Source organism: Arthrobacter sp. StoSoilB22 (assembly GCF_019977315.1).
Classification (GTDB): domain Bacteria; phylum Actinomycetota; class Actinomycetes; order Actinomycetales; family Micrococcaceae; genus Arthrobacter.
Genome location: NZ_AP024652.1, coordinates 2,108,224 through 2,133,108, shown reverse-complemented (window position 1 = coordinate 2,133,108; position 24,885 = coordinate 2,108,224). Strand labels below are relative to the sequence as shown.

The window sequence follows — 24,885 nt, the reverse complement described above, 5'->3', positions numbered from 1 at the left end:
CGAAGAAGGAGCACCCCATGTCAACCATTAGCGGCACTTTGCGCCCGAAGAGTAAGAGGGACAAGGGCGGCGGCGGGCGAACCGCCGCGATCTTCCTAACTCCCTTCTTTGTCCTGTTCATGCTGTGCATGATCGGCCCAGTTGTTTACTCCGTAGTTCTGAGCCTCTTCTCCGAGCAGAAATCAGGGTTGGGATTCGGAGGTGCCCCGCAAACGACGTTTGTAGGCATCACGAACTACCTTCAAGTCCTCTCTTCGGAGTCGTTCCTCCAAGGATTCGGCCGGATCGGACTTTACGTCGTCATGTACATCCCAGTCATGATTGGAGGAGCGATTGTTCTGGCACTGCTGCTCGACGCTCTTGCCGCCCGCGCCAAACGGCTTTTCCAGCTGCTGCTGTTCCTGCCTCACGCCGTTCCGGGGGTCATTGCGGCCCTGATCTGGACCTACCTCTACACCCCCGGCGTCAGCCCGGTCGTGCAGGCACTGGAGAACGGCGGCATCTCGCTGAACTTCTTCTCCTCCGAACTCGTACTACCCGCCATGGTCAACATCGCTGTCTGGCAGTGGACCGGTTACAACGTCATCATCATTTACACCGCTCTTCAGGCGATACCCCAGGAAGTCCTCGAAGCTGCCGTTGTCGATGGGGCGGGACAGATCCGTGCAGCCATCAGCATCAAACTTCCCTTGGTTCTTCCCGCGCTCGGTGTCATCGTGCTCTTCACCAGCATCGGTGCCTTGCAGCTGTTCACCGAACCCTCCATCCTGTACAAGGCCGCATCCAGCGTCACTCCCGGCTACGTGCCCAACATGTGGGCCTATGACGCAGCCTTCAACCGGTTGGACCTTAACCAGGCAGCAGCAGCCTCAATTATCATCGCTGCGCTGGCCGCCGTGGTGTCCTACTTTGTCACCCGGTTCAACTCTAGGAACGTCAACGCATGAGCATTCTCGAGAAACCCCGTTCCGAAGCGCGCCAAACAAATGCTGCCAACAGCCGGCCCCGGAAAAAGCTAAGGGTCAGCGCCAGAAGCACCGTAGCCGTCAACGGGCTCCTGGTCCTCGGAAGCCTCTATATGATCCTGCCGATCTTGTGGCTTGTCCTGGCATCGCTAAAGAATGTTCAGGACCTGTACTCCAGCGGCATATTGGAACTAGGCAACATCGCCCTCCTGGACAACCTCATCGCACTATTCCAAGAGAACGACGGCATCTTTGCCAAATGGATGCTCAACAGTTTCCTCTATGCCGGCATCGGCGCTGTCGTCGGCGGCTTGATCTCCGTGATGGCCGGCTACGCTTTCGACAAGTTCAAGTTCAGGGGTCGCAGCAAACTGTTCGGGTTCGTGCTTGTGGGTGTCCTGATTCCCAACACAGCTACAGTTCTCCCGCTCTACATGCTTTTCTCCACTATGAACCTCACGAACAGCATCTGGTCGATCATTCTTCCGGCACTGTGCAATCCCTTCAGCGTTTACCTTGCCCGGATCTTCAGCCAGTCCTACATTCCTGACGAGACCCTAGAGGCTTCCCGTATGGACGGCGCCGGGCCGATCAGGACGTTTGTCTCGATTGCCGTCCCGATGATTGGTCCCGGCTTCGTCACCATCGCGTTGTTCCAGTTCGTTGCGATCTGGAACAACTACATGCTCCCCTTGGTAATGCTCAACACCCAGGAGCTGTTCCCCGTCTCCTTGGGCATGGCTTTGTGGCAGGGGTACACCAGCGGCAACCCGGAATACAGCGTCCTGGTCATAACCGGGGCCCTCATGTCCGTGATACCCCTCTTACTGGCATTCACCATGCTCCAACGATTCTGGAAGTCAGGCCTCTCAGCAGGAGCGGTGAAGTGAACAGGCCACTCGCCGCGGCCTTCGCCATGTCCGCAGATGTAGCCGGCAGGCTTTTCACCTCCACCCTGCTTGGTTCAATTGACCCAAGCAAGATTCGGGTGCTGGACAGCCAACCGATGACGACCTTCACGGATGCCAGGGCCAACGGAATACTCGCCCGCACGGAGATCCTCATTACGGGCTGGGGTTGCCCGCCCCTCACCGCTGAAGTCCTGGACCAAGCACCTATGCTGCAATACGTGCTGCACGCCGCCGGCACTGTCAAGGATCACATCACCGAAGAAGTATGGGACAGAGGCATCCAAGTCAGCTCAGCCGCCGTCGCAAATTCGATACCAGTAGCTGAATACACACTCGCCATGATCCTGCTGGCCAACAAGAAGGTCCTGCAGCTCTCAGCTGCCTATGCCAAGGAGCAAGGCGCACTGCCAGCCGAGGACTTGTTCCCTTCCCTTGGCAATTACAGGAAAACAGTCGGGGTCATCGGAGCCTCAAAGATCGGTCGCTTGGTCCTGCAGAAACTCCACGGTTTCGACTTCCACATTCTCATAACGGACCCTTACCTCACCCCCGCAGAAGCCGAAAGTCTTGGCGCTGAACTGACGGATTTGGAAACGCTCCTGGCCAACAGCGACGTTATCTCCCTTAATGCACCCGATCTCCCCGATACGCAGAACCTGCTGAACAAAGAAAGACTCGGACTGATCCGCCCCGGCGCCACCCTGATCAACACTGCCAGAGGCGCCCTGGTGGACCACGAGGCCCTGCGTGCCCGGATCCTTAACGGCGACTTGTACGCCATTCTCGACGTGACCACGCCTTGGGTCCTCCCGCCCGGCGATCTTCTCTACAACCATCCCAACGTGCTGATGTCGCCACACATCGCAGGGTCCATGGGCACGGAATTGGAACGCCTCGCAGCAGCCGCACTTGACGAAGCTGCCCGCGCGGCCGCACATCTGGACCTGCGCTACCCAGTAGCCGCATCGGACCTGGCCAGGACGGCCTGACGGAGCCTGTGCAGCAATAAGCAGGGCGGAAATACGGCGCATACTGGAAGTACTAGAAAGAAGCAGCCAGTGAAACCGTTGACGCGCCCCTCCTGCTGGTGCTGAGTGCAGCAGGAGCGGGCGCCACAGCCGCGGTCAGTGCCGGGCTGTGCGTGAACAGTGGCCCGGTGCCAACCCCTTCGTCAGCGTAGCCCGGGCGAAACATTCGACTACGAGTGCACACTCCCTGCTGACCACCCACCGGGCACTTACTGGTACCACCCCCGTCACCACGGCCATGCTGCCGACCAAGTGGCCGGTTGTCTCTGCGGCGCGATAGTGGTGGAGGACACCGAACCGATTCCAGTCACGAAGGAAAGGGTGATGGTGATCTCCGATTTGTCCCTCGACGCCGACGGCAACCTTGCCCGGCCGGACCGATCATCAATGCCTGCCCCTCCCGGTACCTGCGATTGTCCCTTGACGGACAGCAGGTCCGCCTGCTCAGCCGTGACATCGGCTATTTGCCGGAGCCTGAGGAAGTTACAGAGGTGGTTCTCGCACCGGGCAACCGGGTGGAACTGCTCGTGAAAACCCGGGAAGCGTATGCCACGCTCACGGCTGCCCCTGTGAACCGTGGCAGCATGAGTCCCATGATGGGGGACCCGGCCATCGGACGTGGCGGCCCGGCCGGTGAAGGCACACTGGACATTTGTTCTCTGGAATCCGGGTGGCATTCGATGACTTCCCCGGCCGCACCGTTTTCCATTGCCACATCCTCGATCACGAAGACCAAGGCATGCTGACCACTGTCCAAGCGACCTGAGCGGCAGGTCAGGCCGTTGAGGAATACGCCGTTTGGAAGCCTACTGCTGCGTCCACACCCAGTCCCTGATTTCAGGGAGGTCCTCAAAGTGCTCGCGGATATACCTGGCGTGGTCCTCCAACTGCGACCTGCAATGCTGCAGCAGTTGGTCTGCCCCGGCAAACTGCCCATGTGCCCGGCGTAGTGCTTCCATCACCAAGTGGTACCGGCTGACCTTATTAAGGACCACCATGTCGAACGGAGTGGTGGTGGTGCCTTGCTCGTTGTAACCACGAACATGGAACCGCTCGGGGTGCGGGCGGCCGTGCAGGAGTTGATGCAGGGCCCTCGCGTAACCATGCCACGCCATCACAACGTCCACGTCGGCGGTGAAGAGTTCCTCGAACTTTTCCCCTGCCAGCCCATGCGGATGCGTGTCCGGAGGTGGCAGGACCATGGCATCCATGACGTTGACTACCCGGACGGACATGTCGGGGACATACTTCCTCAGCAACCATGACGCCGCCAATGTTTCCTGTGTGGGAACATCACCGGCACATGCGAGGACAATGTCCGGTCTCTGGGCGGCCGGAGTTCCAGAAGCTTCATTTCCAGCCCAATCCCAGGTGGATGCACCCACAGCTGCGTGCTTCCGTGCCTCCTCGAGGGTCAGGTACTGAAGATGTTCCTGTTTATCGATGACCACCAGATTCACGTAGTCCTTGCTGTTCAGCATGTGTTCCGCGGTGACCAGCAGAGTGTTCGCATCGGGAGGGAAATAGACGCGGATGACTGTACTGGACAGGGACAGGACGGTGTCGATGAGACCCGGGCCTTGATGACTGAAGCCGTTGTGATCGTTCCGCCAGCAAGTGGAGGTCAGCAGGATGTTCAGACTCGGAACGGGCTTCCGCCACTCCAGTTCCCGTGCATGTTGGAGCCATTTGGCGTGCTGGATGGTCATGGAAGCACTTACCATCGCAAACGCCTCGTAGCTGGCAAACAGTCCGTGGCGTCCGGTCAGCACATATCCTTCCAGCCACCCTTGGCAAAGGTGTTCGGAGAGGACTTCCATCACGCGTCCGCTGGCGGACACATGATCGTCGGCGAGCGCGGCTACCGGTTCCAGGAGGCACCTGTCGGTGGCTTCGAATACTGCGCCGAGCCTGTTGCTGTTGGTTTCGTCGGGGCAGAAGAGGCGGAACCTTGGGTCCTCGGCCGTACCGGTGTAGATATCCCGGAGCATTTCCCCCAACGGTCTGGTGCTCTCATGCATCACGGCACCGCGGGGAACGGCCTCTATGGCGTACTGATCGAGCCCTGGAATCACCAGATCATGGCCTCCATCGCCACGGCTGGCCGGCAACGCCCCCATGCGCAGATCGCCTTCAGGGGCGAGTTGCGCGAGTTCGGGAATCAGCCGGCCGTCGGCGTCGAACAGTTCTTCCGGCCGGTACGAACGCATCCACGCCTCAAGTTGCTTGAGGTGATCGGGGTTTTTGCTGACGCCCGCCAGGGGGACTTGGTGGGAGCGGTGTGTTCCTTCTACGGGCTTTCCGTCCACTGTCACCGGTCCTGTCCACCCTTTGGGGGTGCGTAGGATGATGGCCGGCCATCGTGCGGGACCGGCGACTCCTTCTGTGCGGGCGCGGGACTGGATTGTCCGGATCGATGCGTAGGCTGCGTCCAACGCTGAGGCGAGGGCGGGGTGGACGCGGTCTGGGTCGTCGCCGGAGACGATGACGGGATCCCAGCCGTGGGCCTCCAGCAGTGATGCTACCTCCAGGTTCGTATGAAGGCCCAGCACGGTGGGGCCGGAGATCTTGTACCCGTTGAGGTGGAGTATTGGAAGCACAGCACCATCCCTGCATGGATTGATGAACGAGGGCGCCTTCCACGAGCCCTCCAGAGGACCGGTTTCGGCCTCCCCGTCACCCACCACGCAGGCAATGATCAGGTCCGGATTGTCCATGGCCGCTCCGGTGGCATGCATCAGGGAGTAGCCCAACTCGCCGCCTTCATGAATGGAACCGGGGGTGGCGGGGCCGACGTGGCTGGCGATGCCTCCCGGGGTCGAGAACTGCCGGACCAGCCTCCGCAACCCTTCGACGTCTTTGCCAACGGCGGGATAAACCTCCGAGTAGCTGCCCTCCAGATAGGTATTGGCGACGACGGCGGGTCCCCCGTGGCCGGGACCGGCCACGAACAGAACTTCCGCATTTGTGCGACGGATAAGGCGGTTGAGGTGCGCGTAGATCAGAGACAATCCGGGACTTGTTCCCCAGTGACCCAGTAGTCTGGGTTTGATGTGCTGTACTTGCAGCGGTTCCCGGAGCAGGGGGTTTTCCTGCAGGTAGATCTGGCCAACGGTCAGATAATTGGCCGCGGACCAATACCGGTGCAGGAGGTCAAAGTTCTCTTCTTTGGACTCAGCATGGGTAGCGGTGGCGTTCTCTTCCAGGCTCATGGTGCAATCACCTTTCCTTCGGGGGCATGGCGAGCAAAGCCGCCGTCGATTCTGCTATGGCGCGTTCTTCATCGCTGGGCACTACCAGCACAGGAAATGCGGAGTCCGTGGCGCTGATTTTTCGGATGCCGTCCTTACTGGCCGTATTCGTTTCCTCATCAAGCCAAAGCCGCAGTGGTCCCAACCATGCCACCACCTTGTCCCTGAAGAGTGCAGAGTTCTCACCCACGCCTCCGGTGAACACCAGAGCGTTGGGCCGGCCAACCACCATGGAATAGGAAGCAATGTATTTGGCCAGACGGTAGGCAGCCATATCCAAGGCGAGAATCGCACCAGGTTCTCCCTGAAGAGCAGCAAGGCCAATTTCACGCATGTCAGCGGTTCCCGCCACCGCAAGTAAGCCCGAGCGGTGGTTCAGAATATGGTCAACTTCTTCGGCAGTTGCACCGCCGCGCTGGATCAACAAGACAATTGAGGGATCCAGGTCTCCCGAGCGCGTACCCATGACCAGGCCCTCCAGTGGGGTCATTCCCATGGAGGTGTCCACGCTGAGCCCCTGTCTTAGGGCGGTGACGGATGCGCCATTGCCAACATGCGCCACGATCCCATTCAAAGACGCAATCGGAATCCCGAGAAACTCTGCAGTGTCGCGGCAGGCCATCTCCACCGAGATCCCGTGGAACCCGTAGCGCCTCACAGGATGCGCCAAGTAGGCGTCCTCCGGTATGGCGTAGCGCGCAGCGAAGTCCGGAATGGAGCGATGGAAAGCCGTGTCGAAGACGGCCACCTGTGGGAGGTCGGGCCAACGCTTACCGGCGGCGTCCATGCAGGCAATACTGGCCGGGTTGTGCAGTGGCGCCAAGGGACTGAGGTCTTCAATGGCGGTTATTACGTCCGCTGTGACACGTACCGGGCTGCTGAACCGTGGGCCGCCGTGGACTACGCGGTGACCAATCGCCTCCGGCCCTGCGGATCCGAGGCTCTTTACGGTGACATCGAGTTCTTCAAAGGCAGAGTGCAGGCCGTCCTGAGTAGAACGCTCATCAGGTGGCCAGTCCACCTGTCCGGACGCCAGGATGTCCGTTCCAGGGTGGGAAGCTGAGGTGTCCCGCACATGGTATTTCAGCGATGAGGAGCCGGGGTTCAGCACAAGGACGCGCATATTCTCCTTTCACGTCCGCCGGGAAGGGGAAGGTGGATGCCTCTCCTCTGGACCCTAGTGCACTGAGCTATTAAGCGGGAGGGCCTTCCGGCCCTTGCGACGACGGACCGGCCGGCAGATAGTGGAGAGCACCACCGTTGGCCATCCGAAGGGAACATCGGTTCGTGAAGATGCAGATTCTGGTTGCCCTCGACGGCTCACGGGCGAGGTCTCCTGTGGCCGACTGGGCTGCGGCCCGCGCGGAGTCCCTTGACCTTGGCCTGGCCTTGGTCCATGTAATCCCCGATCGGTGGGCTTACCCCCGGGAGAGCGACCGTCAACTGGCGCTACGCCGCGCTGAGGATCTGCTCACCGAGGAAGCGGAACGGCTGGCGGCAGCCTTTCCCCTTCTGGCCATCACGACTCACCGGTTGTCAGGCGAACCTGCCACAACGATCGCTTCCATGTCATCGGCCTACTCGATGGTGGCGGTGGGCACAGACCGCGGACCCGGTACGGAGGGGCAGGGATACGGTTCGGTCAGTTTCCAAGTTGCTGTTACCAGCAAGTGCGACGTCGCCGTTGTTCCCGACCTTGCCCGCCAAGAGCGTTCCGGCGTAGTGGTTGGCGTCGACGGCTCCCCTGAGTCAGTGGATGCCCTGGATCAAGGGGCCAGGGAGGCCCAACGTTTGGATGATGAATTGACCATTGTCCACGTAACGGGTCCCGGGGTTGACCCTGCCGAGGGCAGGAACGTCCTTGACGCGGCTGTCCGGCGGGTCAAGAACGAGTTCCCGTCCGTCGTGGTGAAGGAAGTCCTGGATACCAGCCGTGGCCCCGGAGAAGCGCTGATAACTGCTGCAGCAGAAGCACAGCTGCTGGTCATGGGTTGCAAAGGGCGAGGCGGTTTGAGCGTACTGGTGGGCTCCGTTGCCCAGCATGTGCTCCTGCAGGTGCAGTGTCCCACTATACTGACCCGAAGCTAGCCTGAGATGCCGGTGGGCTACCTCTGAGGGACAACTCCAGGCGGCTCTCCCGTAACGGTTGAACCCATCGGCTTCCACGGCAATCACCCCCTCACCCGAAGAACGTCGAGCTTGATTCATGGTCCGGCCCCTCCCGACCATGCCTTTCGACCCTAGACGCGGGCAGTTCCCCGATGGAGTCTTTCATCGAACAGGCATTCCTGCATTGGAGAGAAGATGTCCCTTGGGAACACACCTTCGGCCTCACTGTCCGAGACCCCGGGCGCCGAGGGCCTGAGCTCGCAGGCGGCCGGCGATCTGTTGCGACGAACCGGACCAAACGTTCTACCCACCGCCAGAAAGGTCCCCCCATGGCGGAAGCTGCTCGGGGAACTGACCCACTTCTTCGCCCTGATGCTATGGGTTGCAGCTGGGCTCGCTTACGTGGCAGGCATGCCACAACTGGGCATCGCAATCATCATCGTGGTGATCGTCAACGGCGTTTTCGCCCACATCCAGCAGGAACGGGCCCAACACGCAGCCGAACGATTGCAAGGACTGCTCCCGGCCGACGTCACTGTCCGGCGGGATGGGCGGCTTCAGAGGGTGCATGCGAATGCCTTGGTACCGGGAGATGTGGTGGTTCTGGCCGCAGGCGACAGGTTGCCGGCAGACGTGCAGTTCATTTCGGCGTCAGCATGCAGCGTCGATGAATCGATGCTCACCGGTGAGAGCGAGTCCGTACCCAAATCCGCGACGGACACTGCATGGGGCGGCACGTTCCTGGTCAACGGCGAAGCGGAAGGGTTGGTCACGGCCACCGGAGCCAACACCAAGCTAGCCGCCATCGCAGCGCTGACCAGCGGCACCAAGTCTCCGCCCACTCCGCTGACCATGGAGCTGCGCAGAATAGTCCGCTTGGTTGCCATGGTGGCCCTCACCGTCGCCGGGCTGTTCTTCGTGGTCTCACTTCTGGTCGGAATTGTGTGGCGTGATTCCTTCCTGTTTGCCATTGGAGTTGCGGTTGCGCTGATCCCCGAGGGCTTGCTGCCAACGGTTACCCTGTCCTTGGCCATGGGCGCACAGCGTATGGCGTCGAGAAACGCACTCGTCCGCAATCTTGAAGCCGTGGAGACCCTTGGCTCCACCACCTTCATTTGCACCGACAAAACCGGAACGCTGACGCAAAACCGGATGAACGCCGTCGAGGTCTTCACGCTGGAAGGGCCGCTACATATCAGCGGTGACGGCTATACGCCTGAGGCCCGGGTTGATGGGCCAGGCCGTCCCTCTGCCCTCCGGGTGGCCAGTGCGGCCCGCGCCGCGTCGCAGGGCCGCGCCGTGCTCCACGGCGAGGAATGGGTGGCCAGCGGAGATCCAATGGAAGCGGCGATCGATGTTTTGGCCCGACGCCTTGTGGGGAATGCACCTGAGGAACTTCAGCCAGAGGTACGGTTCGCCTTCGACGCCGATCGTCGGAGGGAATCGGTCATTGTGGGCAACACACTATATGTGAAAGGAGCTCCGGAATCCGTCCTTCCCCTCTGCGGAGTCGAAGCCACTCAACTGTCCCGGGAAGTAGAAACCATGGCTGCCAAAGGCCTCCGCGTCATTGCTGTCGCCACGAGGGAACTGCCTGGAGCAGCCGGCAGTTGGCGTGAGCGGGCCGCAGAAGAGGCTGAGCTGAACCTCGAAGGAATAGGCCTCATTGGCCTCCATGACCCACCCCGTCCGGACGTGGCAGATGTCATCAAAACCGCCCGGGGTGCAGGAATCCGTATTGCGATGATCACCGGCGACCACCCCTCCACCGCAGCGGCAATTGCACGGGAAATCGGCCTCCTGGGGCAACCGGACATGGTCTTTCAAGGCGCTGAACTCCCCCATGACGAACAAGTCCTCGGGGCACTGCTGGACCGTGATGGAGTGGTGGTGAGCCGGGTTTCTCCCGAACAGAAACTGAGGGTGGCCAAAGCCCTGCAGAGCCGCGGGCACGTTGTTGCCATGACCGGCGACGGCGTCAACGACGGTCCCGCTTTACGTCAAGCCGATATCGGCGTGGCCATGGGACTCAGTGGCACCGATGTGGCCCGCGAGGCAGCAGACCTAGTGCTCCTGGATGACCACTTCGCCACCATCGTTGCCGCCATAGAACAGGGCCGGGCCACCTACTCAAATATTCATCGGTTCCTCACTTACCACTTGACTGACAACGTCGCTGAACTGACGCCCTTCGTGATCTGGGCACTTTCCGGTGGTCAATTCCCCTTGGCCCTCGGCGTTCTCCAGATCCTGGCCTTGGACATCGGAACCGATCTGCTTCCCGCATTGGCCCTCGGGGCGGAACCACCAGGCAAGCGGGTGTTGAGCAGGCCTCCCGAAAAACGGCATCTCCTGGATCGGCAACTCATGCTCAGGGTGTTTGCTGTCATGGGTCCCACGGAGGCGTTGTTCGCCATGGGGGCTTTCTCCGTGGTTCTCTTTGGCAGCGGTTGGGGCCGTGGGGACCCGCTGGACCCCGTTGTGCTGATGGGCGCATCAGGGGCCGCGTTCACAGCGGTGGTCCTTGGCCAGTTGGCAACTGCCTTCGCTTGCCGCAGTGCTACCGTTCCCGCGTGGAAGCAGGGATGGTTTACCAATACGTTGCTGCTGTGGGCTGTAGGGGTGGAACTGGCGGCGTTAGCACTGTTCCTCTATGTACCACCCGTAGCCGGCATCCTGGGCCAGGCTCCTCCTCCCCTCCCTGGCTTCGCCGTTGCCCTCCTCGCGATTCCAGGCGTTCTGGGGGCGGATTGGCTCTACAAACGGCTGCGTCACGGAGGGACCCACACCCATTAGGGCAGTCTGCCGGATCCGTGCCCTTCGACCCTAGTGGCGCGGACCGGTGGAAGAGCAGGCTGGTCCCATGAATACACACTCGCGCTCAGATCGGATCGTTGTCGGCGTCGATGGATCCGAATATTCCTCCAATACCCTGCAGATGGCCGGCCGCATGGCAGCTGCGTTGGGAGGCCCCTTGGAGGTAATCACCTGTATTGGTATGTCCGACTACTACTTAGCCTCGCGTTTTGAGCCCGAGTTGACACGCTTCACCACGGAATTGGAAGACACCGCCGAGCGGCTGGTCGAGGAGGCCTTGGAGCGAGCCTTCGGCGCAGACCGCCCCAAGGATCTAACGGTGACGGTCAAATTCGGTGAACCAGCCAAAGTCCTTGTCGAAGAAAGCCATGGGGCACAACTGCTCGTGGTGGGGAGGCGGGGCTCCGGTGGCTTCTTCAATCAGCCAATGGGATCCGTCAGCAGGGCTTGCTCGGCCCATGCGCAGTGCCCCGTCCTGGTGGTCACTCAGGATAAAAAGGGCTAGCTAGGCGACTGCGCCTGGACAGCGGCAATGGCGACAGTGTTGATGATGTCCTCGATCGTCGATCCCCTGGACAGGTCATTGATGGGTTTGCGGAGCCCCTGAAGGATGGGCCCGACGGCGACAGCACCGGAAGACTGCTCCACGGCCTTATAGGTGTTGTTGCCTGTGTTCAGGTCAGGGAAGACGAAGACTGTGGCCCTGCCCGCCACAGCAGATGACGGCAACTTTGAACTCGCGATAGCTGCATCCACCGCGGCGTCGTACTGTATGGGGCCGTCCACCGCGAGGTCCGGCCGGGCAGCGGCGACCATATCCGTAGCTCGCTTGACCTTGTCCACGGCCGTTCCGCCGCCGGATACGCCTGTGGAGTATGACAACATTGCAACCCTCGGTTCAACGCCGAACTGCGCCGCCGTCGTCGCCGATGCGAGCGCGATGTCCGCCAGTTGCCGGTCCGTTGGATCCGGCACTACGGCGCAATCTCCGTACACGAGTACGCGGTCCGGAAACAGCATGAAGAACACCGAGGACACCAGTCCGTTGCCATGCTGGCTTTTCATGAACTCCAGCGCCGGGCGAATCGTGTTGGCCGTGGTGTGCGCCGCTCCGGAGACCATCCCGTCGGCCTCCCCCAGGTGGACCATCATGGTGCCAAAGTAGGCGCCATCGAGCATGACTTCCCTGGCACGTTCCAGGATCACGCCTTTGTGGGCGCGCAAGCGCTGATATTCCAGGGCGAATCGCTCTCGTAATGGCGAATGGGCGGGGTCCACGATGGTGATGCCACCCAACTCGATGCCCTCGGCTTCGGCAAGCTCGCGGACCGCAGACGGATTCCCTAGAAGCGTCACGTGGCACACATCCCGGCGACGCAGAATCTCCGCCGCACGCAAGACCCGGCTATCTTTGCCCTCAGCCAGAACGATGCGTTTCTTCTGCTGGCGGGCGCGTTCTACGAGGTCATTGAGGAATCGCAACGGCGTCATGGTCGCCGGACGCGGCAGCGCCAGACGTTCCAGCAACTCCTTTTCGTCGATGGAGCGAGCCCAGATGCCCAATGCTGCTGCCACCCTGCGGCTTTCTCCGGTGTGGATCTCGCTGCGGACGTGCGAAACACGTTGAGCCGTAGTGGAGGCATCCGCGGATTCTGCGAATACAGGAAATGGCGCATGTGCCATCAATGGCAGCACGTAGCTGGCAGGGACCAGGCCATCAGTCAGGATGACTCCGGACGGCGTGGGCAGCTCCGGTGACAACGCCGAGGCCATGCAAGCCATGACGATGTCAGTGCGATCCCCGGGAACAATCACCAGGTTCCCGGGCTCAAGTATCCGCAGGAAGTTCTCCGCGTTCATAGCGGCCACTTGCACGCCGCCCACGTCCCGGTCCAGCTCTGATCTGCCCGAGAACCATTCAAGAGACAATGTCATCGCCACATCGGCCACGGTGGGCGCCGATATCTCAGGAACCTCGGGAATCACGTAGCTTGGAAGGCCTCCCGTGGCCGCCCTAACAGCTCCCCGAACTGTGTCGATGTCTGCTGGCCGGACGCGGTTGACCACAACGGATAACACCGGGCATCTGGCTGCCTCCAGCTGCTGTGACGCGTCGGCCACCGCCTGGGTGGTCTCCTCCGGGCCCAATCCCTGGGCCCCGATGACCGCAAGGACCGGCAGTCCCAGATTGTTGGCCAGTTGGGCGTTCAGGTCGAACTCCCTCCCGGCGTCCGGGCCTGAGAGGTCCGAACCGTCCACAACAACAACGTCACATTCTTCGGCGATGCGTCCGTACTCCTCCAGTGCCTGGGAAGAAACCTCGTCCTCGCGGCCTGCCGCCAGCGCTGCCCGGGCATCAGCCAACGTCATTCCTGCCCTGCAGCGGACTGACTCCACCTTGTATCGCCTGCGAAGCATCCGAAGCAGTGGGTCGTCGGCCGGATCTGTTCCGTTCACAATTGGCCGGTAGATTCCCATTCGGCCCGTTCTGCGGTGCAGCGCGTCAGCCAGCCCCAAGACCACCAGTGACTTCCCGGCTTCGGGTGCGCCGGACACAACATATACGCCGTGGACCATGGTGTTTCCCTCCGGGCCGATCATCCGATGCTTCACAGTTGCACCCCGCAGGGCCTCACCGCCAGAGTCGAAGGTCATGATGGCTGCTCCCGCCCCCGGGACCTTGGACTCTACTGGGGACGGGAAGCCAGCCATAGGCTCGGGAGCATCGAATCACCGGCGACGTGGCGATCCGCCAGCAGCCATCACCCACCCAGGAGACCGAGATCATGGAAACCGATGAACGCCCCGGAACGGTCCTATCCGAAGCCGACTCATGGAAGGTCCTGGAACGTAACCAGCATGGTCGCTTGGCTGTCAGCGTCCTGGGTGAACCGGACATCTACCCACTGAACTTCATCGCCCACAACCAGCGGCTGCTGCTGCGGACAAACCCCGGAACTAAGCTCGCCGAGCTGACAGTGAATGAGAAGGTCGCCTTCGAAGTGGAGGAGATCGCCGACGCCGAAGCATGGAGTGTTGTCCTTAAGGGCACTGCCAGGGTGATCGAGTCGCAGTCGGAGATCGACGAAGCGGACAAGCTGCCCCTGAAGCCGTGGATTCCGACGCGTAAATACACCTACGTGGAGATCACTCCCACCCGGGTCCATGGCCGCCACTTTGAACTCGGTGATGAGCCGGAGCGGTATTGACCCCACGGGCATCCGCTGACGGCACCGACGCAACAGACCGTCCAGGGCCCAGGGCCCTGAGGGCATTGAGAATGGTGGCAAGATCCACCAGCTCCTGCAGCAGCGCCCCGGCGACGGCTGGAATCATGCCCAGCGAGGCCATCACCATCAGGCCGAGGCTCAGCAGTATCCCGGTCCAAATGCTGGTCCGGGCGATTCGAAGGGTACGCTGCCCGATGCCAACCGCCAGCGCGGCCTTGGACAGGTCATCGACCATAATCACCACGTCCGCCGACTCGCTGGCCGCAGTGGCGCCTTTGGCACCCATGGCGATGCCGACGTCGGCCGCTGCCAGTACCGGAGCGTCGTTGACGCCGTCGCCCACCATCATCACGGGCCTGTGCGGAAGCGCGGCTACGGCGGCAACTTTGTCAGCAGGCAGGCATTCGGCCAGGACGTTGCTGATGCCCGCATCCCTGGCGATGTGTTCGGCTGTGGTTGCAGCGTCTCCGGTGAGGAGCATCGTTTCCCCGACCCCGAGACTCCGAAGTTCCGTCAGGGTGTCCTTTGCGTTTGGGCGCAATGGATCGCTCATGATCAGAGTGCCGGCAAACCGACCATCCACGCCGACGTAAATCCCCAGATGGCCTGCAGGCAGTGTGGTCATATCGAAGCCGCTCACCAAGGAACCGACGTAAGCGGGTTTACCTACCACGACGTGGTGGCTTCCGCAGTCGGCCGTGACACCGTTGGTTGCCTGTTCGCTCGCGCCCGTTGCCGGTACCAGCGCCAAGCCGCGCGCTCGGGCTTCTGCCATGACTGACGCCGCCAGGACGTGGGTGGAATACTGCTCGGCGGAGGCGGCCAATTGCAGGAGGGCGTCTTCGGACAGATCTGAGGCGGGGGCCACCCGGATTTCAGCCAAAGAAGGGTTGCCTTGAGTGAGGGTCCCCGTCTTGTCGAAGACGGCGGTCTTGACTCTACTGAGTTGCTCGAGCGTGCCGGCGTTTTTGATGATGATGCCGGCATGTGCGGCCCTGCTGGTCCCCGCGAGGAACGCGACAGGTGCAGCTATCAGCAAAGGGCACGGGGTGGCTACCACCAGCACCTCAGCGAACCGACCCGGGTCCTGGCTGAAGAACCACGCAGCGCCGGCCAGCACCAAGGCGACCAGCGTGAACGGCACCGCATATTTGTCGGCAAGCCGTACCGTCGGAGCGCGGCTTGCCGCGGCTTCCTGAACCAAGGCAACTATTTGGCTGTACTGCGAATCCGCTGCGGTGGCTGTGGCCTCCATACGCACGGCATCGGCCCCGTTGACAGTGCCGCTGAGCAGCAGGTCGCCCCTGGTTCGCTCAGCAGGTAGGCTTTCGCCTGTCAGCGCTGACTCATCAAATATTCCGACGTCGGAGAGCAAGGTACCGTCCACCGGAACCAACTCTGCGGGCCTGACCAGCAGTACGTCTCCGGGGACCACGGCATCCACCAAGATTTCCTCCACGGGCATTCCGGGACGTTCGCGGTGCGCGTTCCGCGGGGACCGGTCCAGGAGCGCACGGAGCTCTCTGGTGGCGCGGCCTTGGGCAAATTGTTCCAGCGCTTCGCCGCCTGTCAGCATCAGAACCACGATCAGGGATGCCAGGTATTCCCCCACCGCAACTGTTGAGCAAATGGCCATCACGGCCAGGAGGTCTATGCCCCAGCGTCCGCGCAGGAGCCCTTTGATCATGGTGCCGGCCCGGTAGAGGGCAACGCTGAGGGCAAAGATGCTTGCGAGCCCCTGGGCCGCAGGTACTTGTCCGCTGACGGCGAGGATCAGGACGGCGACGAGCACCACCAAGGTTCCTGTCACTAACGGAAAGCGCAGGGCCGAGTTCAGCAGCCGTTGTCTCATGTTCGCGGATCAGTCATGAGGTTTTCGGCTCAGAACCACTTTCAGGGCCCCTGTTTCCGCGGCACGCGAGAACGTGTCATAGGCATCCATGATCTGTTCCAGGCCGAAGTGGTGGGTGGCAAACCTATCAGCGGGGAGCTTATGCTGGGCCACCAGGCGAAGCAGCATCGGGGTGGTGTTGGTGTTGACCAATCCCATGCTGATGTTGATGTTTTGGATCCACAGGTCCTGAAGCGGAAGTTGGACGGGTTTTCCGTGGACCCCAATGTTGGCCACGTGCCCGCCGGGGCGGACCAGGCGCAAGGCCATGTCAAAGGTCTCCGGTATTCCCACGGCTTCCATGGACACGTCCACACCAGCCCCGTCGGTGAGGGCGAGAACGTCCGCAATCCACTCGGGCTTGGTGGGGTTGACCGTGTGCGTGGCTCCGAAGTCACGGGACTTGGCCAGCCGGCTCTCGTCGGGATCTATGGCCACTACCGTGGCTGCACCGTGGAGCCCGGCCGTGGCCATGGCCGCAAGGCCGATGGGTCCAGCCCCTACAATGGCCACGACGTCTCCCGGGGCCACGTGTCCGGCTTGGACTCCGATTTCGAAGGCCGTGGGAAGTATGTCGGAAAGCATCACGGCTTCGTCGTCGGTGACGCCGTGGGGCAGTTTGTGCAGGGAATTTTCTGCATAGGGAACACGGACGAACTCGGCCTGCGTCCCGTCGATGAGGTGGCCGAAGATCCAGCCGGTTCCGGCTTGTCCTTCGTCCCCGAGGCAGTGGGAGAACAGGCCCTTCCTGCAATTTCCGCAGTGTCCGCAGGACTTGATGCAGGAGATGATCACCCTGTCTCCTGGGCGGAGCGCACTGATTGAACTCCCCACATCGGTGACAGTCCCCACCCCTTCGTGCCCCAGGATGCGTCCCGGCTGGACCGCAGGGACGTCCCCTTTGAGGATGTGCAGATCGGTACCGCAAATGGTAGTGGTGTCTATACGCACGATTGCGTCTGTGGGATGCAGGATGACAGGATCCGGCACGTCCGCCCAGGACTTTTCTCCGGGGCCACCGTAAACGAGTGCCTTCATGGTGTTGTTCCGTCCTTGTGATGTCCGTCCACCAGGATGGCCGGACGGGCACAGTTGCTCTGCTCCAGCACGTTCCGGCATTCGTCCGGGGCGTGACGTGCGGCGGCGGCGCTTGGCTGTGTTTTCAGTCCAAACCCGGTTTTCATTCCAAACCCGCCCTGGTGGCGTCGTCGAGCGGACTCCACCACGTCAGCGGCGGGGTCACCTTGAAGCGGCGTCCGGTCAACGAGGTGGGAACGATTCGGACAAAATGGTCTTTTCGCCCGGCCTGCCATGGGAAAAGCAACAGACCGACAGTGTCCAGCACTTCCTGGGTCAGCTTGATGCTCTCTGCTTTTCCCTTGACCACGACGCTCCAGGCGACGCCCGTATTCGGGTCGACTCCGTCCGCTTCCAGTGCTACAGGCGTGGCGCTGAGGGCGGCGTGGAGCTTACTCCCCTCGCCAGTGCGGAAGACCAGCGTGCCGTGGTCTGCTTTGTAGTTGATGGGAAAGATGTCGGGGTGGTCGTGCGCCCAAACTGCGAGGCGGCCCACTGAGACGCTGCGCAGCAGCTCCCAACACTGCTTGTTGTCCAGGATCTCAGCTTCCGGAACCGTGGGTTTGTTCGTCATGGTTAGACCGTAGGTCTGGTGGCGCCGGGACAACAGGGCACAAAGGCCCACATGCGCCGTAGCCGCTTCAGAGGCGCCAGAGTAGTCTGGCATCAAAGGAGCCCTGCGGCCCCGAGGCAGGATCTCGTACGTTCGTCGAAAGGTACTGGTGAACCCATCCGAAACTCCTGAGCCCCGCAAGCCGAAGCTTGAATCGCGGATTCCGATTGAAGACCTTTTGAAGGACTTCGTTGGGCGCGCCGGGGAGCTTCTACAGGCACAGGAAAGAACGCGGGGTCTGCTCGAAGCAGTTGTGGCCGTCGCGGAGGACTTAAGCCTCGAGGCCGTGCTCGACCGTGTGGTGACCTCCGCCTGCCACTTGCTTCACGCCCGCTATGGGGCCTTGGGCGTCATTGGTGAGGACAACGCGCTCAGCCATTTCATCACCGTCGGGATAGACAGCGAGCAGGCCACCCGGATCGGCCCCCTCCCCACCGGACACGGTGTGCTCGGCCTACTCATCACCGAGCCTGTGCCGCTTCGCCTCCACGATCTGCGCCAACACCCGAAGGCCTACGGATTTCCCCAACACCACCCGCCCATGAAGTCATTCCTCGGAGTTCCTGTACGGGTGAGAGACGTGGTGTTCGGCAACCTCTATCTGACGGAGAAGGACGGTGGCGGGGACTTCACGCCGGAGGACGAGGACCTTGCCGTGGCGTTGGCAGCGGCGGCCGGTGTGGCAATCGAGAACGCCCGGCTGTATGAAGACGCCCGACGGCGGACGTCCTGGCTCGAAGCATGCATGGACGTCACAGGGAGAATGCTCGGTGGTGACCAGGTGGACCGGGCCGAGAATTCAGCGCTGAACTTGATCGCTGCCAGGGCTTTGCGGGAATCGGCATCCCATCTGGCCTTGATACTGGTCCCGTCCTCTCCGGGAGGCGCGTATGAAGTCGCGGGCACGGCAGGGGAACGCGGAGATGATTTCGCTGGCAAATCACTGCCAATGGATGCCGCCGGAGTCCATGAAGTGGGACGAGAAGGGAAGCCGCTCTGCCTCGATGACTCCACGGAACTCCTTGGTATTGCCGGGCATGCAGGGCCAGCCAAGCTCCTCATCATCGACCTCACCGCCCAAGGAGCCCATCATGGGCTTTTGATCCTGGCACGTGATCCTGGTACAGGAAATTTTTCCAAGACGGATGTGGAGATGGGTGCGGTCTTCGGTTCGCATGTGGCACTCGCGCTGGCACTCGAACGGATTCACAGGCTCCGGGAACAAGTAGTGGTGTTCTCGGACCGCGACAGGATCGCCCGGGACCTCCATGACTTGGTGATCCAAAGGCTTTTCGCCGCGGGGTTGAGTATTCAGAGCCTTCGGCGTTTTACCACTGGCGAGTCTGCTCTGAACAGGATCGACTCCGTCACCGAAGAGCTGGACACCAGCATCCGCGATCTCCGCAACACCATTTATTCGCTTCAGGCCAGTACCCACGAGCGCGAGCCGTTGAGCGGCCGCATCCTTCAGTCGATTCAAGCCGGTGCCAAATCCTTGCCCTACGCGCCGCATCTGACCTTGGCCGGCCCCGTTGACTCCCTCACCGACGAAACCACCATAAAACACCTGCTGGCCGTTCTCACAGAGAGCCTCAGCAATGCGGCGCGTCATTCAGGAGCCACGTCCGTCAATATTTCCGTGGCGGTCCACGAAGGCCGGCTGACACTTGAAGTGGCGGACGATGGATGCGGTTTTAAGGATCCGGCGCCGGGGAACGGCCTAACGAACCAGGCGCGCAGGGCAGCGGAAATGAATGGCACTTATAGCGTCACCAGCGCACCAGGCAAGGGGACGTCGCTAACATGGTCGGTCCCGCTGTCCTGATCCTCAGTGCCGGTTCCCGGCATCCTCTTCGGAAGAATGAGCCATGAAAACCGCCGCCTGGGTTCGGCGTTCGAACCCGAGTTTGGCCAAGAGGGATGAGACGTAGTTCTTGACCGTCTTCTCTGCCAGGAGCATTTCCTCTCCGATCTGGCGGTTGGTCATACCTTGCCCAACGAACTCGAGGACCCGGCGCTCCTGTGGTGTGAGGGACGAGACTCGGGGATCCTGTTTCTTCGGCTCCGTGAGGCCCTGAATGATCCTCGTCTTGACGGCCTCATCGAACAGCGACTCGCCCCTGGCAGCCTTGCGCAGGGCGCCAAGCAAATCCATTCCGCCGATTTCTTTCAGGACGTACCCGGCGGCACCGGCAAGGACGGCGCCGCGGAGGGCTTGTTCGTCGTCGTAGCTGGTGAGTATGAGACAGTTCAGCGAAGGGTCAACTGAACGCACGTCACGGCATACCTCAATTCCCGTCCCGTCGGGCAACCGTGCGTCCAGCACAGCGACGTCCGGGTGCAACGCAGGAATCCGGCGCGTCGCTTCCTCGGCGGACCCGGACATGCCGACCACCACGAAGCCTTCACCTTCCAAGAGTTCTTGGAGCCCCCGACGAACCAATTCGTGGTCGTCGAGTATGAACACGCGGATTGGTTCTCCTGGGGAATCGGTCCTGTGGCCGGATGTTTCTCGGCGATCCATGACTCTCCTGTCCGACGGTCGGTGACCGCATACTCCGGGGCCTGTGCGGGCGGCTCTGCCAAATTCTTGCTGACGGGCGCCTTGGCCACAAGGGTCCAAGGACCCTTCATCAGCACGTGACTTTTGGCCCTGTCCAGAACGGTCCAATGTGCCGACGCTGGAAGAACAAGCCCGCAGAAGCACTCGGCTAAAAGTGCAACGTCGGACATCAAGAAGGAGCCAGCCGTGCCCTGCCTTAAGGATGAAGCATCGTCATGAGCACCAAAAACCCCTCTACGCTCCGCTTTCTTGGCGCAACGGACACCGTTACCGGCTCGCGCTACCTTGTGGACTTCCACGGAACTCGAATCCTTGTGGACTGCGGGCTCTTCCAGGGCTACAAACGGCTGCGCCTGCGGAACCGGCAGCCCTTCCCAGTATCCCCTGCCTCCATTGATACCGTCCTGCTGACGCACGCCCATCTGGACTATACGGGCTATGTTCCCAAGCTGGTGAAGGATGGTTTCAGAGGTCCTGTCTACGCCACTCACGGGACGAATGAACTGTGCAAACTCCTGTTGCCCGACAGCGGACACCTGCAGGAAGAAGAGTCCAGGTACGCCGATCACCGTGGGTCCTCTATCCACACCCCTGCTTTGCCGCTCTATACAGCGGCCGATGCCGTGAAGTCGCTCAACAGCTTCCACCCCGTTGCGTTCGATGAGCCCCTCGACCTCGGCAGCGGCGTCGAGGCCACGTTCGTACCCGCCGGCCACATTTTAGGAGCAGCCCAGCTTCAGATCCGGGTGGGCGGCAACTCCCTTCATTTCACCGGCGATCTGGGCCGCGACGATGACCCCCTCATGTATCCTCCCCGGCAGCTGGAGGCAGCCAACGTGTTGGTGACGGAGTCCACGTACGGCAACAGGACGCATCCAGCCAGCAGCCCGGAAGTTGAACTCGGCGAGGTGATTTCCCGGGTGGCCAAGCGGGGAGGAGTGATTCTGGTAGCGGCATTCGCCGTTGGCCGGGCCGAAACGCTCATGCTTCAGTTGGCAAGGCTTCGCAGAAAAGGTGCCATACCGGACATTCCCGTCTATCTGAACAGTCCCATGGCCATAGACGCTTCCTATATGTACCAGAAGCATCCGGACGAACACCGCCTGCGCCCGGATGAATTCAAGGATATGTACGGGGTGGCCGTCATGACCCGGACGGCGGACGATTCCAAGCTCCTGAACCTCAGGGGTGGCCCCATGATCATCATCTCCGCAAGCGGGATGTTGACGGGTGGACGGATTCTGCATCACATCGAGGCGTACGGCAATGACCCCAACAATGCGATTGTCCTGAGCGGATACCAGGCCGCCGGCACCAGGGGTGCAGCGCTGGCGGCAGGTTCGCGTGAACTGAGGGTCTATGGGCAGGACGTCAAGATCAGGGCCGAGGTGGTCCAATTGGAAGGTTTCAGCGCACACGCCGATTCCGATGCCATCCTCCGATGGATGCATTCAGCCGCGCAAGCCCCACGAATGACGTACATCACCCATGGAGAGCCGGATGCATCTGAAGCCCTTCGCCTCCGCATCAAATACGAATTGGGGTGGAAGGCCCGTGTACCGGAATATCAAGAGACCGTCTCCATCGCCACACCGGAATAAGGACTTCCGGCCCTAACCGGTCCTATGAACCCGGTACAAACTGGCAACAAGGCCCCGGCAAAGGTCCGGGGAACTCGTCAACGAAGAACGGGCCCAGCCATGAATGAAGCAATTGTCGTAGGTGTCAACGATTCACCCAGCAGCGAGGCTGCCATGGGATGGGCCATGCATCGAGCAGCCACCTTGAAGCTGCCGGTTCAGCTTGTCCACGCCGTGGACGACCGCTGGGCGTACGATTCTGTGGGGTACAACGAATGGATCCGGGAATCCGGCATCAACTTTCTTGCAGCCGCCAAGGACCGGGCCGCCAAGATGGAACCCACCGTCAAGGTCACCACCGACCTCGTCTCGGGTGGTGCCGGTTACGCTTTGGGCAAGAGATCCAAAAAGGCCGCCATGGTGGTCATTGGTTCAGGCCATGGCTGGGCTGGCGGTTCCCTGACCGATCGCGCCTTGCAGGTTGCTGCCGTGGCGCGCTGTCCCGTTGCAGTCATCGGTGAGCACGACATGACAAACCGCAAAGGAATTGTGGTCGGAGTGGACGGTTCTGAAGAGTCCACCCAGGCCGTCGCGTTCGCTGCGGCGGAGGCCGACCGTCAGGGCCAGGAGCTGACTGTTCTCCATGCCTTCCTCACGCCGGAACCGTGGGTTACCCGCGGTGTACCCCGCACCAACTACTTTGAGGTCATCACGGAAGAGGAGCGCGTTGTACTGGCCGAAACCGTCGCCGGATTGGCAGACAAGTACCCGGATTTGGTGGTGCACCAGGTCCTCGACACCCACACACGGCCCGCGGAAGCACTGCTCGCGGCCGGGGCCACTGCACAATTGCTGGTGGTTGGCAGCCGCGGACGGGGCGCCTTCAAACGCCTCTTGTTGGGTTCGACGGCGCATGCGGTTCTCACCAAATTGCCGTGTCCCACGATTATCGCGCGCATCAGCCCCGTCAAGCACTCCGACTGAAAGAACCATCACACCCCGAACCCGGGGCACTGAAAGTGCGGACTTGCCGGCCCCCGGGCAAGCCCGCACTTTCGTGTTAAGCACTCATTCATCATCCCTTTTCGGGGGTGTGCACCACAAGAACCGGGCATTGTGCGTGTGCGACGCAGGCCGAACTGACCGATCCCATCAGTAGACCGCCGAAGCCGCCATGGCCGCGCCTGCCGACGACTACCAACTCTGCTCCGCGGCTTGCTTTGATCAGTCCTTGCCGTGGATGGCCCTGTTCCAGATGCGAAATGACGTTGTCAGGCACGTCAAAGCCGAATGCCTTTTCGACTGACTCGTTCAGGACTTGTCCGGCCGCTTCCTCAAAACCGGTGATCCCCATGGCAACGTAGCCTTCGTAAACCGGCGGGAAATCCCAATACGCAACGGCCTCAACGGTCGCCCCCAGCGGGACGGCAATGCGCTGAGCCTCGCGGAGCGCCTCAATGGATGCCTCCGATCCATCCACACCTACAACTACCCTGCCTGGCGATGTGTTCCCTACCATGATGTCCTCCGGCACTCTCTGGTGTTATCGCGCTCTGGCGTTCCTGAACTTATGACGTGCAGTCTTGCCAGAATGGCGTGAACGGCTACCGGGGAACAGGGCCGAAGGTCACAGTGGCGCGGACCTCAGCCAGCCTTATCTGCGGATCGGAGTTGTTCGATGGTCGACCTCAGCGTGCGGATCGTCTCGTCCAGTTCTTCGGTCAGGGCCGCCATCCGCTCCAACGCCGCCGGATCATCCATGAATCGCCTGAGGTTTTGAATGCCCAAACCCGCAGCAAACAAGCGTTGAATCACCAAGTCGTGCAAATCGCGCGCAATGCGTTCCCGGTCCGAGAGCACCACGCTTTGTTGCCGAAGGGCGCTCGCACGGACAAGATCCAAGGCCAACCCTATTCTGCTGCCGAAAAGCGCGCTGGAATCAACATCCGAACGGGTGTATGCGGGAGCCCCGGTACCGCGGGCCAACAGGAGGGCTCCATTGTCCGTTCCACGATGACCCAAAGCCGACACAAGCACAGGGCCCAGCTTCTCCGTCAAGTCAACGCCCAGAACGTGATGAGGGTCCTTCACCACAAGGGATTCGCCGGTTTCGATAACGGATAACACGATCTGCGAACCGGTGAGCTCCTGCCCGGCGTAGAGGCCCTGTACCCCGATCGCCGACCGGCACAGCACTCTTCCGTCTGACGCTGGGACCGCAACGACAGCAAGAATGGATTCCGACGCCCGAAGGGCCGCTTCGGCCACGAGATCAAGGTGACTGGCGCCGTCGTCGAACTCGTTTGCGATCAGCAGGCTACCTAACTCCACACCGGCCTCGAGCCACCGTTGCCTGCGGTGGCTCTCGTCGAACAGCCGGGCGTTCTGGATGGCAACCCCGGCGGCCGCCGCCAAGGCTACAGCCAACTCTTCATCGGCAGCGGTGAAATCCAGCCCGTCCTTCTTTTCCGTCAAATACAGGTTGCCAAAGACGACGTCGCGGACCCGGATGGGTACGCCGAGGAAACTTTTCATGGGGGGATGGTTCCTGGGGAATCCACTCGCCATCGGATGCTGGCCAAGGTCGTGGAGCCGTAAGGGCAGCGGTTCCCGGATCAAGTGGCCCAACACGCCGTGACCAGTTGGCAGATCACCAATTGACCTGATGCCGTCGTCGTCAATCCCCACAGTGACGAAGTGACTAAGTTGCTGATCCTCACCGATGACACCCAAGGCACCATATCTCGCATCCACCAGGGTGCAGGCTGACGTGACCACCCGGTCCAAAACGGCTTCCAAGCTCAGTTTGTCCGCCATGGACATGACCGCATCAAGCAAAGTGTTCATTTG

Annotated in this window: 21 protein-coding genes; 12 read left to right on the top strand and 9 right to left on the bottom strand. The window is 61.4% G+C overall.

Translation table 11 applies throughout. The annotated features are described in order from the left end of the window. Positions 1-17 precede the first annotated feature (17 nt). The 5 genes from LDN70_RS10000 (at position 18) to LDN70_RS09980 (ending at position 3,670) form a co-directional block, all read left to right on the top strand. Entirely contained in the window at positions 18-947 is a 930-nt protein-coding gene (locus LDN70_RS10000) for a carbohydrate ABC transporter permease (RefSeq protein ID WP_223942500.1), read from the top strand. After that, the gene (locus tag LDN70_RS09995) at positions 944-1,855 is read left to right on the top strand and encodes a carbohydrate ABC transporter permease (RefSeq protein ID WP_223942499.1); all 912 of its coding nucleotides are present in this window, start codon (positions 944-946) and stop codon (positions 1,853-1,855) included. Before LDN70_RS10000 ends, LDN70_RS09995 begins: the two co-directional genes overlap by 4 nt. Further along, a complete protein-coding gene (locus tag LDN70_RS09990) occupies positions 1,852-2,865 on the top strand; it encodes a hydroxyacid dehydrogenase (RefSeq protein ID WP_142939377.1) in 1,014 nt (337 codons plus the stop codon). Before LDN70_RS09995 ends, LDN70_RS09990 begins: the two co-directional genes overlap by 4 nt. A 159-nt stretch (positions 2,866-3,024) precedes the next feature. After that, positions 3,025-3,435, top strand: coding sequence for a multicopper oxidase domain-containing protein (locus tag LDN70_RS09985; RefSeq protein WP_223942498.1), 411 nt, complete (start codon positions 3,025-3,027; stop codon positions 3,433-3,435). A 139-nt stretch (positions 3,436-3,574) separates the two neighbouring features. Continuing rightward, positions 3,575-3,670 (top strand): multicopper oxidase domain-containing protein, encoded by a 96-nt coding sequence (locus LDN70_RS09980; RefSeq protein ID WP_223942629.1) that lies wholly within the window; start codon positions 3,575-3,577, stop codon positions 3,668-3,670. 40 nt (positions 3,671-3,710) lie between these two features. On the opposite strand, the gene LDN70_RS09975 is transcribed toward LDN70_RS09980, so the two are convergent. Together LDN70_RS09975 and LDN70_RS09970 are read right to left on the bottom strand one after the other, a co-directional pair. After that, on the bottom strand, positions 3,711-6,116 hold the full coding sequence (locus tag LDN70_RS09975; RefSeq protein ID WP_223942497.1) for a phosphoketolase family protein: 2,406 nt from the start codon (positions 6,114-6,116) through the stop codon (positions 3,711-3,713). A 7-nt stretch (positions 6,117-6,123) separates the two neighbouring features. After that, positions 6,124-7,278, bottom strand: a complete 1,155-nt coding sequence (locus LDN70_RS09970; protein WP_223942496.1) for an acetate/propionate family kinase — start codon at positions 7,276-7,278, stop codon at positions 6,124-6,126. Between the two features lie 170 nt (positions 7,279-7,448). Between LDN70_RS09970 and LDN70_RS09965 the strand changes: the two genes are divergently transcribed. The 3 genes from LDN70_RS09965 (at position 7,449) to LDN70_RS09955 (ending at position 11,586) form a co-directional block, all read left to right on the top strand. Continuing rightward, entirely contained in the window at positions 7,449-8,243 is a 795-nt protein-coding gene (locus LDN70_RS09965) for a universal stress protein (RefSeq protein ID WP_223942628.1), read from the top strand. Positions 8,244-8,459: 216 nt separating this feature from the next. Beyond that, positions 8,460-11,060, top strand: a complete 2,601-nt coding sequence (locus LDN70_RS09960) for a cation-translocating P-type ATPase (RefSeq protein WP_223942495.1) — start codon at positions 8,460-8,462, stop codon at positions 11,058-11,060. Positions 11,061-11,127: 67 nt separating this feature from the next. Beyond that, on the top strand, positions 11,128-11,586 hold the full coding sequence (locus LDN70_RS09955) for a universal stress protein (protein ID WP_223942494.1): 459 nt from the start codon (positions 11,128-11,130) through the stop codon (positions 11,584-11,586). Here the strand turns inward: LDN70_RS09955 and pta are convergent. Then, a complete protein-coding gene (gene pta / locus LDN70_RS09950) occupies positions 11,583-13,658 on the bottom strand; it encodes a phosphate acetyltransferase (RefSeq protein ID WP_223942627.1) in 2,076 nt (691 codons plus the stop codon). The two genes, LDN70_RS09955 and pta, sit on opposite strands and share 4 nt — an antisense overlap. Positions 13,659-13,867: 209 nt before the next feature. Between pta and LDN70_RS09945 the strand changes: the two genes are divergently transcribed. Further along, positions 13,868-14,290, top strand: a complete 423-nt coding sequence (locus LDN70_RS09945) for a pyridoxamine 5'-phosphate oxidase family protein (protein WP_142939383.1) — start codon at positions 13,868-13,870, stop codon at positions 14,288-14,290. On the opposite strand, the gene LDN70_RS09940 is transcribed toward LDN70_RS09945, so the two are convergent. The 3 genes from LDN70_RS09940 to LDN70_RS09930 form a co-directional block, all read right to left on the bottom strand. Next, entirely contained in the window at positions 14,229-16,163 is a 1,935-nt protein-coding gene (locus LDN70_RS09940) for a heavy metal translocating P-type ATPase (RefSeq protein ID WP_223942493.1), read from the bottom strand. The two genes, LDN70_RS09945 and LDN70_RS09940, sit on opposite strands and share 62 nt — an antisense overlap. 9 nt (positions 16,164-16,172) lie before the next feature. Next, a complete protein-coding gene (locus LDN70_RS09935) occupies positions 16,173-17,240 on the bottom strand; it encodes a zinc-dependent alcohol dehydrogenase family protein (RefSeq protein WP_223942492.1) in 1,068 nt (355 codons plus the stop codon). 142 nt (positions 17,241-17,382) lie between these two features. After that, the gene (locus tag LDN70_RS09930) at positions 17,383-17,853 is read right to left on the bottom strand and encodes a pyridoxamine 5'-phosphate oxidase family protein (RefSeq protein ID WP_223942491.1); all 471 of its coding nucleotides are present in this window, start codon (positions 17,851-17,853) and stop codon (positions 17,383-17,385) included. Positions 17,854-18,001: 148 nt separating this feature from the next. Here LDN70_RS09930 and LDN70_RS09925 point away from each other — a divergent pair, with 148 nt between their 5' ends. Then, a complete protein-coding gene (locus tag LDN70_RS09925) occupies positions 18,002-19,717 on the top strand; it encodes a sensor histidine kinase (protein WP_223942490.1) in 1,716 nt (571 codons plus the stop codon). A 3-nt stretch (positions 19,718-19,720) separates the two neighbouring features. Here LDN70_RS09925 and LDN70_RS09920 read toward each other — a convergent pair whose 3' ends face one another. Then, entirely contained in the window at positions 19,721-20,416 is a 696-nt protein-coding gene (locus LDN70_RS09920; RefSeq protein ID WP_142939388.1) for a response regulator, read from the bottom strand. Between the two features lie 254 nt (positions 20,417-20,670). Here LDN70_RS09920 and LDN70_RS09915 point away from each other — a divergent pair, with 254 nt between their 5' ends. Both LDN70_RS09915 and LDN70_RS09910 read left to right on the top strand, forming a co-directional pair. Continuing rightward, positions 20,671-22,056: an MBL fold metallo-hydrolase RNA specificity domain-containing protein gene (locus tag LDN70_RS09915; protein ID WP_223942489.1), complete on the top strand. Its 1,386-nt coding sequence runs from the start codon at positions 20,671-20,673 to the stop codon at positions 22,054-22,056. Between the two features lie 99 nt (positions 22,057-22,155). After that, a complete protein-coding gene (locus tag LDN70_RS09910) occupies positions 22,156-23,019 on the top strand; it encodes a universal stress protein (RefSeq protein ID WP_166842064.1) in 864 nt (287 codons plus the stop codon). 91 nt (positions 23,020-23,110) lie between these two features. On the opposite strand, the gene LDN70_RS09905 is transcribed toward LDN70_RS09910, so the two are convergent. Both LDN70_RS09905 and LDN70_RS09900 read right to left on the bottom strand, forming a co-directional pair. Next, the gene (locus LDN70_RS09905) at positions 23,111-23,554 is read right to left on the bottom strand and encodes a universal stress protein (RefSeq protein WP_223942488.1); all 444 of its coding nucleotides are present in this window, start codon (positions 23,552-23,554) and stop codon (positions 23,111-23,113) included. 125 nt (positions 23,555-23,679) lie between these two features. Further along, complete coding sequence (locus LDN70_RS09900) at positions 23,680-24,882, bottom strand: GAF domain-containing protein (RefSeq protein ID WP_342211722.1); 1,203 nt, start codon at positions 24,880-24,882, stop codon at positions 23,680-23,682. Between the last annotated feature and the right edge of the window lie 3 nt (positions 24,883-24,885).

Excerpts from the sequence above, each read along its gene's own strand:
- LDN70_RS10000 (WP_223942500.1), top strand. The coding sequence starts at position 18 with ATGTCAACCATTAGCGGCACTTTGCGCCCGAAGAGTAAGAGGGACAAG.
- LDN70_RS09995 (WP_223942499.1), top strand. The coding sequence starts at position 944 with ATGAGCATTCTCGAGAAACCCCGTTCCGAAGCGCGCCAAACAAATGCT.
- LDN70_RS09975 (WP_223942497.1), bottom strand. The coding sequence starts at position 6,116 with ATGAGCCTGGAAGAGAACGCCACCGCTACCCATGCTGAGTCCAAAGAA.
- LDN70_RS09970 (WP_223942496.1), bottom strand. The coding sequence starts at position 7,278 with ATGCGCGTCCTTGTGCTGAACCCCGGCTCCTCATCGCTGAAATACCAT.
- LDN70_RS09965 (WP_223942628.1), top strand. The coding sequence starts at position 7,449 with ATGCAGATTCTGGTTGCCCTCGACGGCTCACGGGCGAGGTCTCCTGTG.
- LDN70_RS09960 (WP_223942495.1), top strand. The coding sequence starts at position 8,460 with ATGTCCCTTGGGAACACACCTTCGGCCTCACTGTCCGAGACCCCGGGC.
- LDN70_RS09955 (WP_223942494.1), top strand. The coding sequence starts at position 11,128 with ATGAATACACACTCGCGCTCAGATCGGATCGTTGTCGGCGTCGATGGA.
- pta (WP_223942627.1), bottom strand. The coding sequence starts at position 13,658 with ATGGTCCACGGCGTATATGTTGTGTCCGGCGCACCCGAAGCCGGGAAG.
- LDN70_RS09945 (WP_142939383.1), top strand. The coding sequence starts at position 13,868 with ATGGAAACCGATGAACGCCCCGGAACGGTCCTATCCGAAGCCGACTCA.
- LDN70_RS09940 (WP_223942493.1), bottom strand. The coding sequence starts at position 16,163 with ATGAGACAACGGCTGCTGAACTCGGCCCTGCGCTTTCCGTTAGTGACA.
- LDN70_RS09935 (WP_223942492.1), bottom strand. The coding sequence starts at position 17,240 with ATGAAGGCACTCGTTTACGGTGGCCCCGGAGAAAAGTCCTGGGCGGAC.
- LDN70_RS09930 (WP_223942491.1), bottom strand. The coding sequence starts at position 17,853 with ATGACGAACAAACCCACGGTTCCGGAAGCTGAGATCCTGGACAACAAG.
- LDN70_RS09920 (WP_142939388.1), bottom strand. The coding sequence starts at position 20,416 with ATGGATCGCCGAGAAACATCCGGCCACAGGACCGATTCCCCAGGAGAA.
- LDN70_RS09915 (WP_223942489.1), top strand. The coding sequence starts at position 20,671 with ATGAGCACCAAAAACCCCTCTACGCTCCGCTTTCTTGGCGCAACGGAC.
- LDN70_RS09910 (WP_166842064.1), top strand. The coding sequence starts at position 22,156 with ATGAATGAAGCAATTGTCGTAGGTGTCAACGATTCACCCAGCAGCGAG.
- LDN70_RS09905 (WP_223942488.1), bottom strand. The coding sequence starts at position 23,554 with ATGGTAGGGAACACATCGCCAGGCAGGGTAGTTGTAGGTGTGGATGGA.
- LDN70_RS09900 (WP_342211722.1), bottom strand. The coding sequence starts at position 24,882 with ATGAACACTTTGCTTGATGCGGTCATGTCCATGGCGGACAAACTGAGC.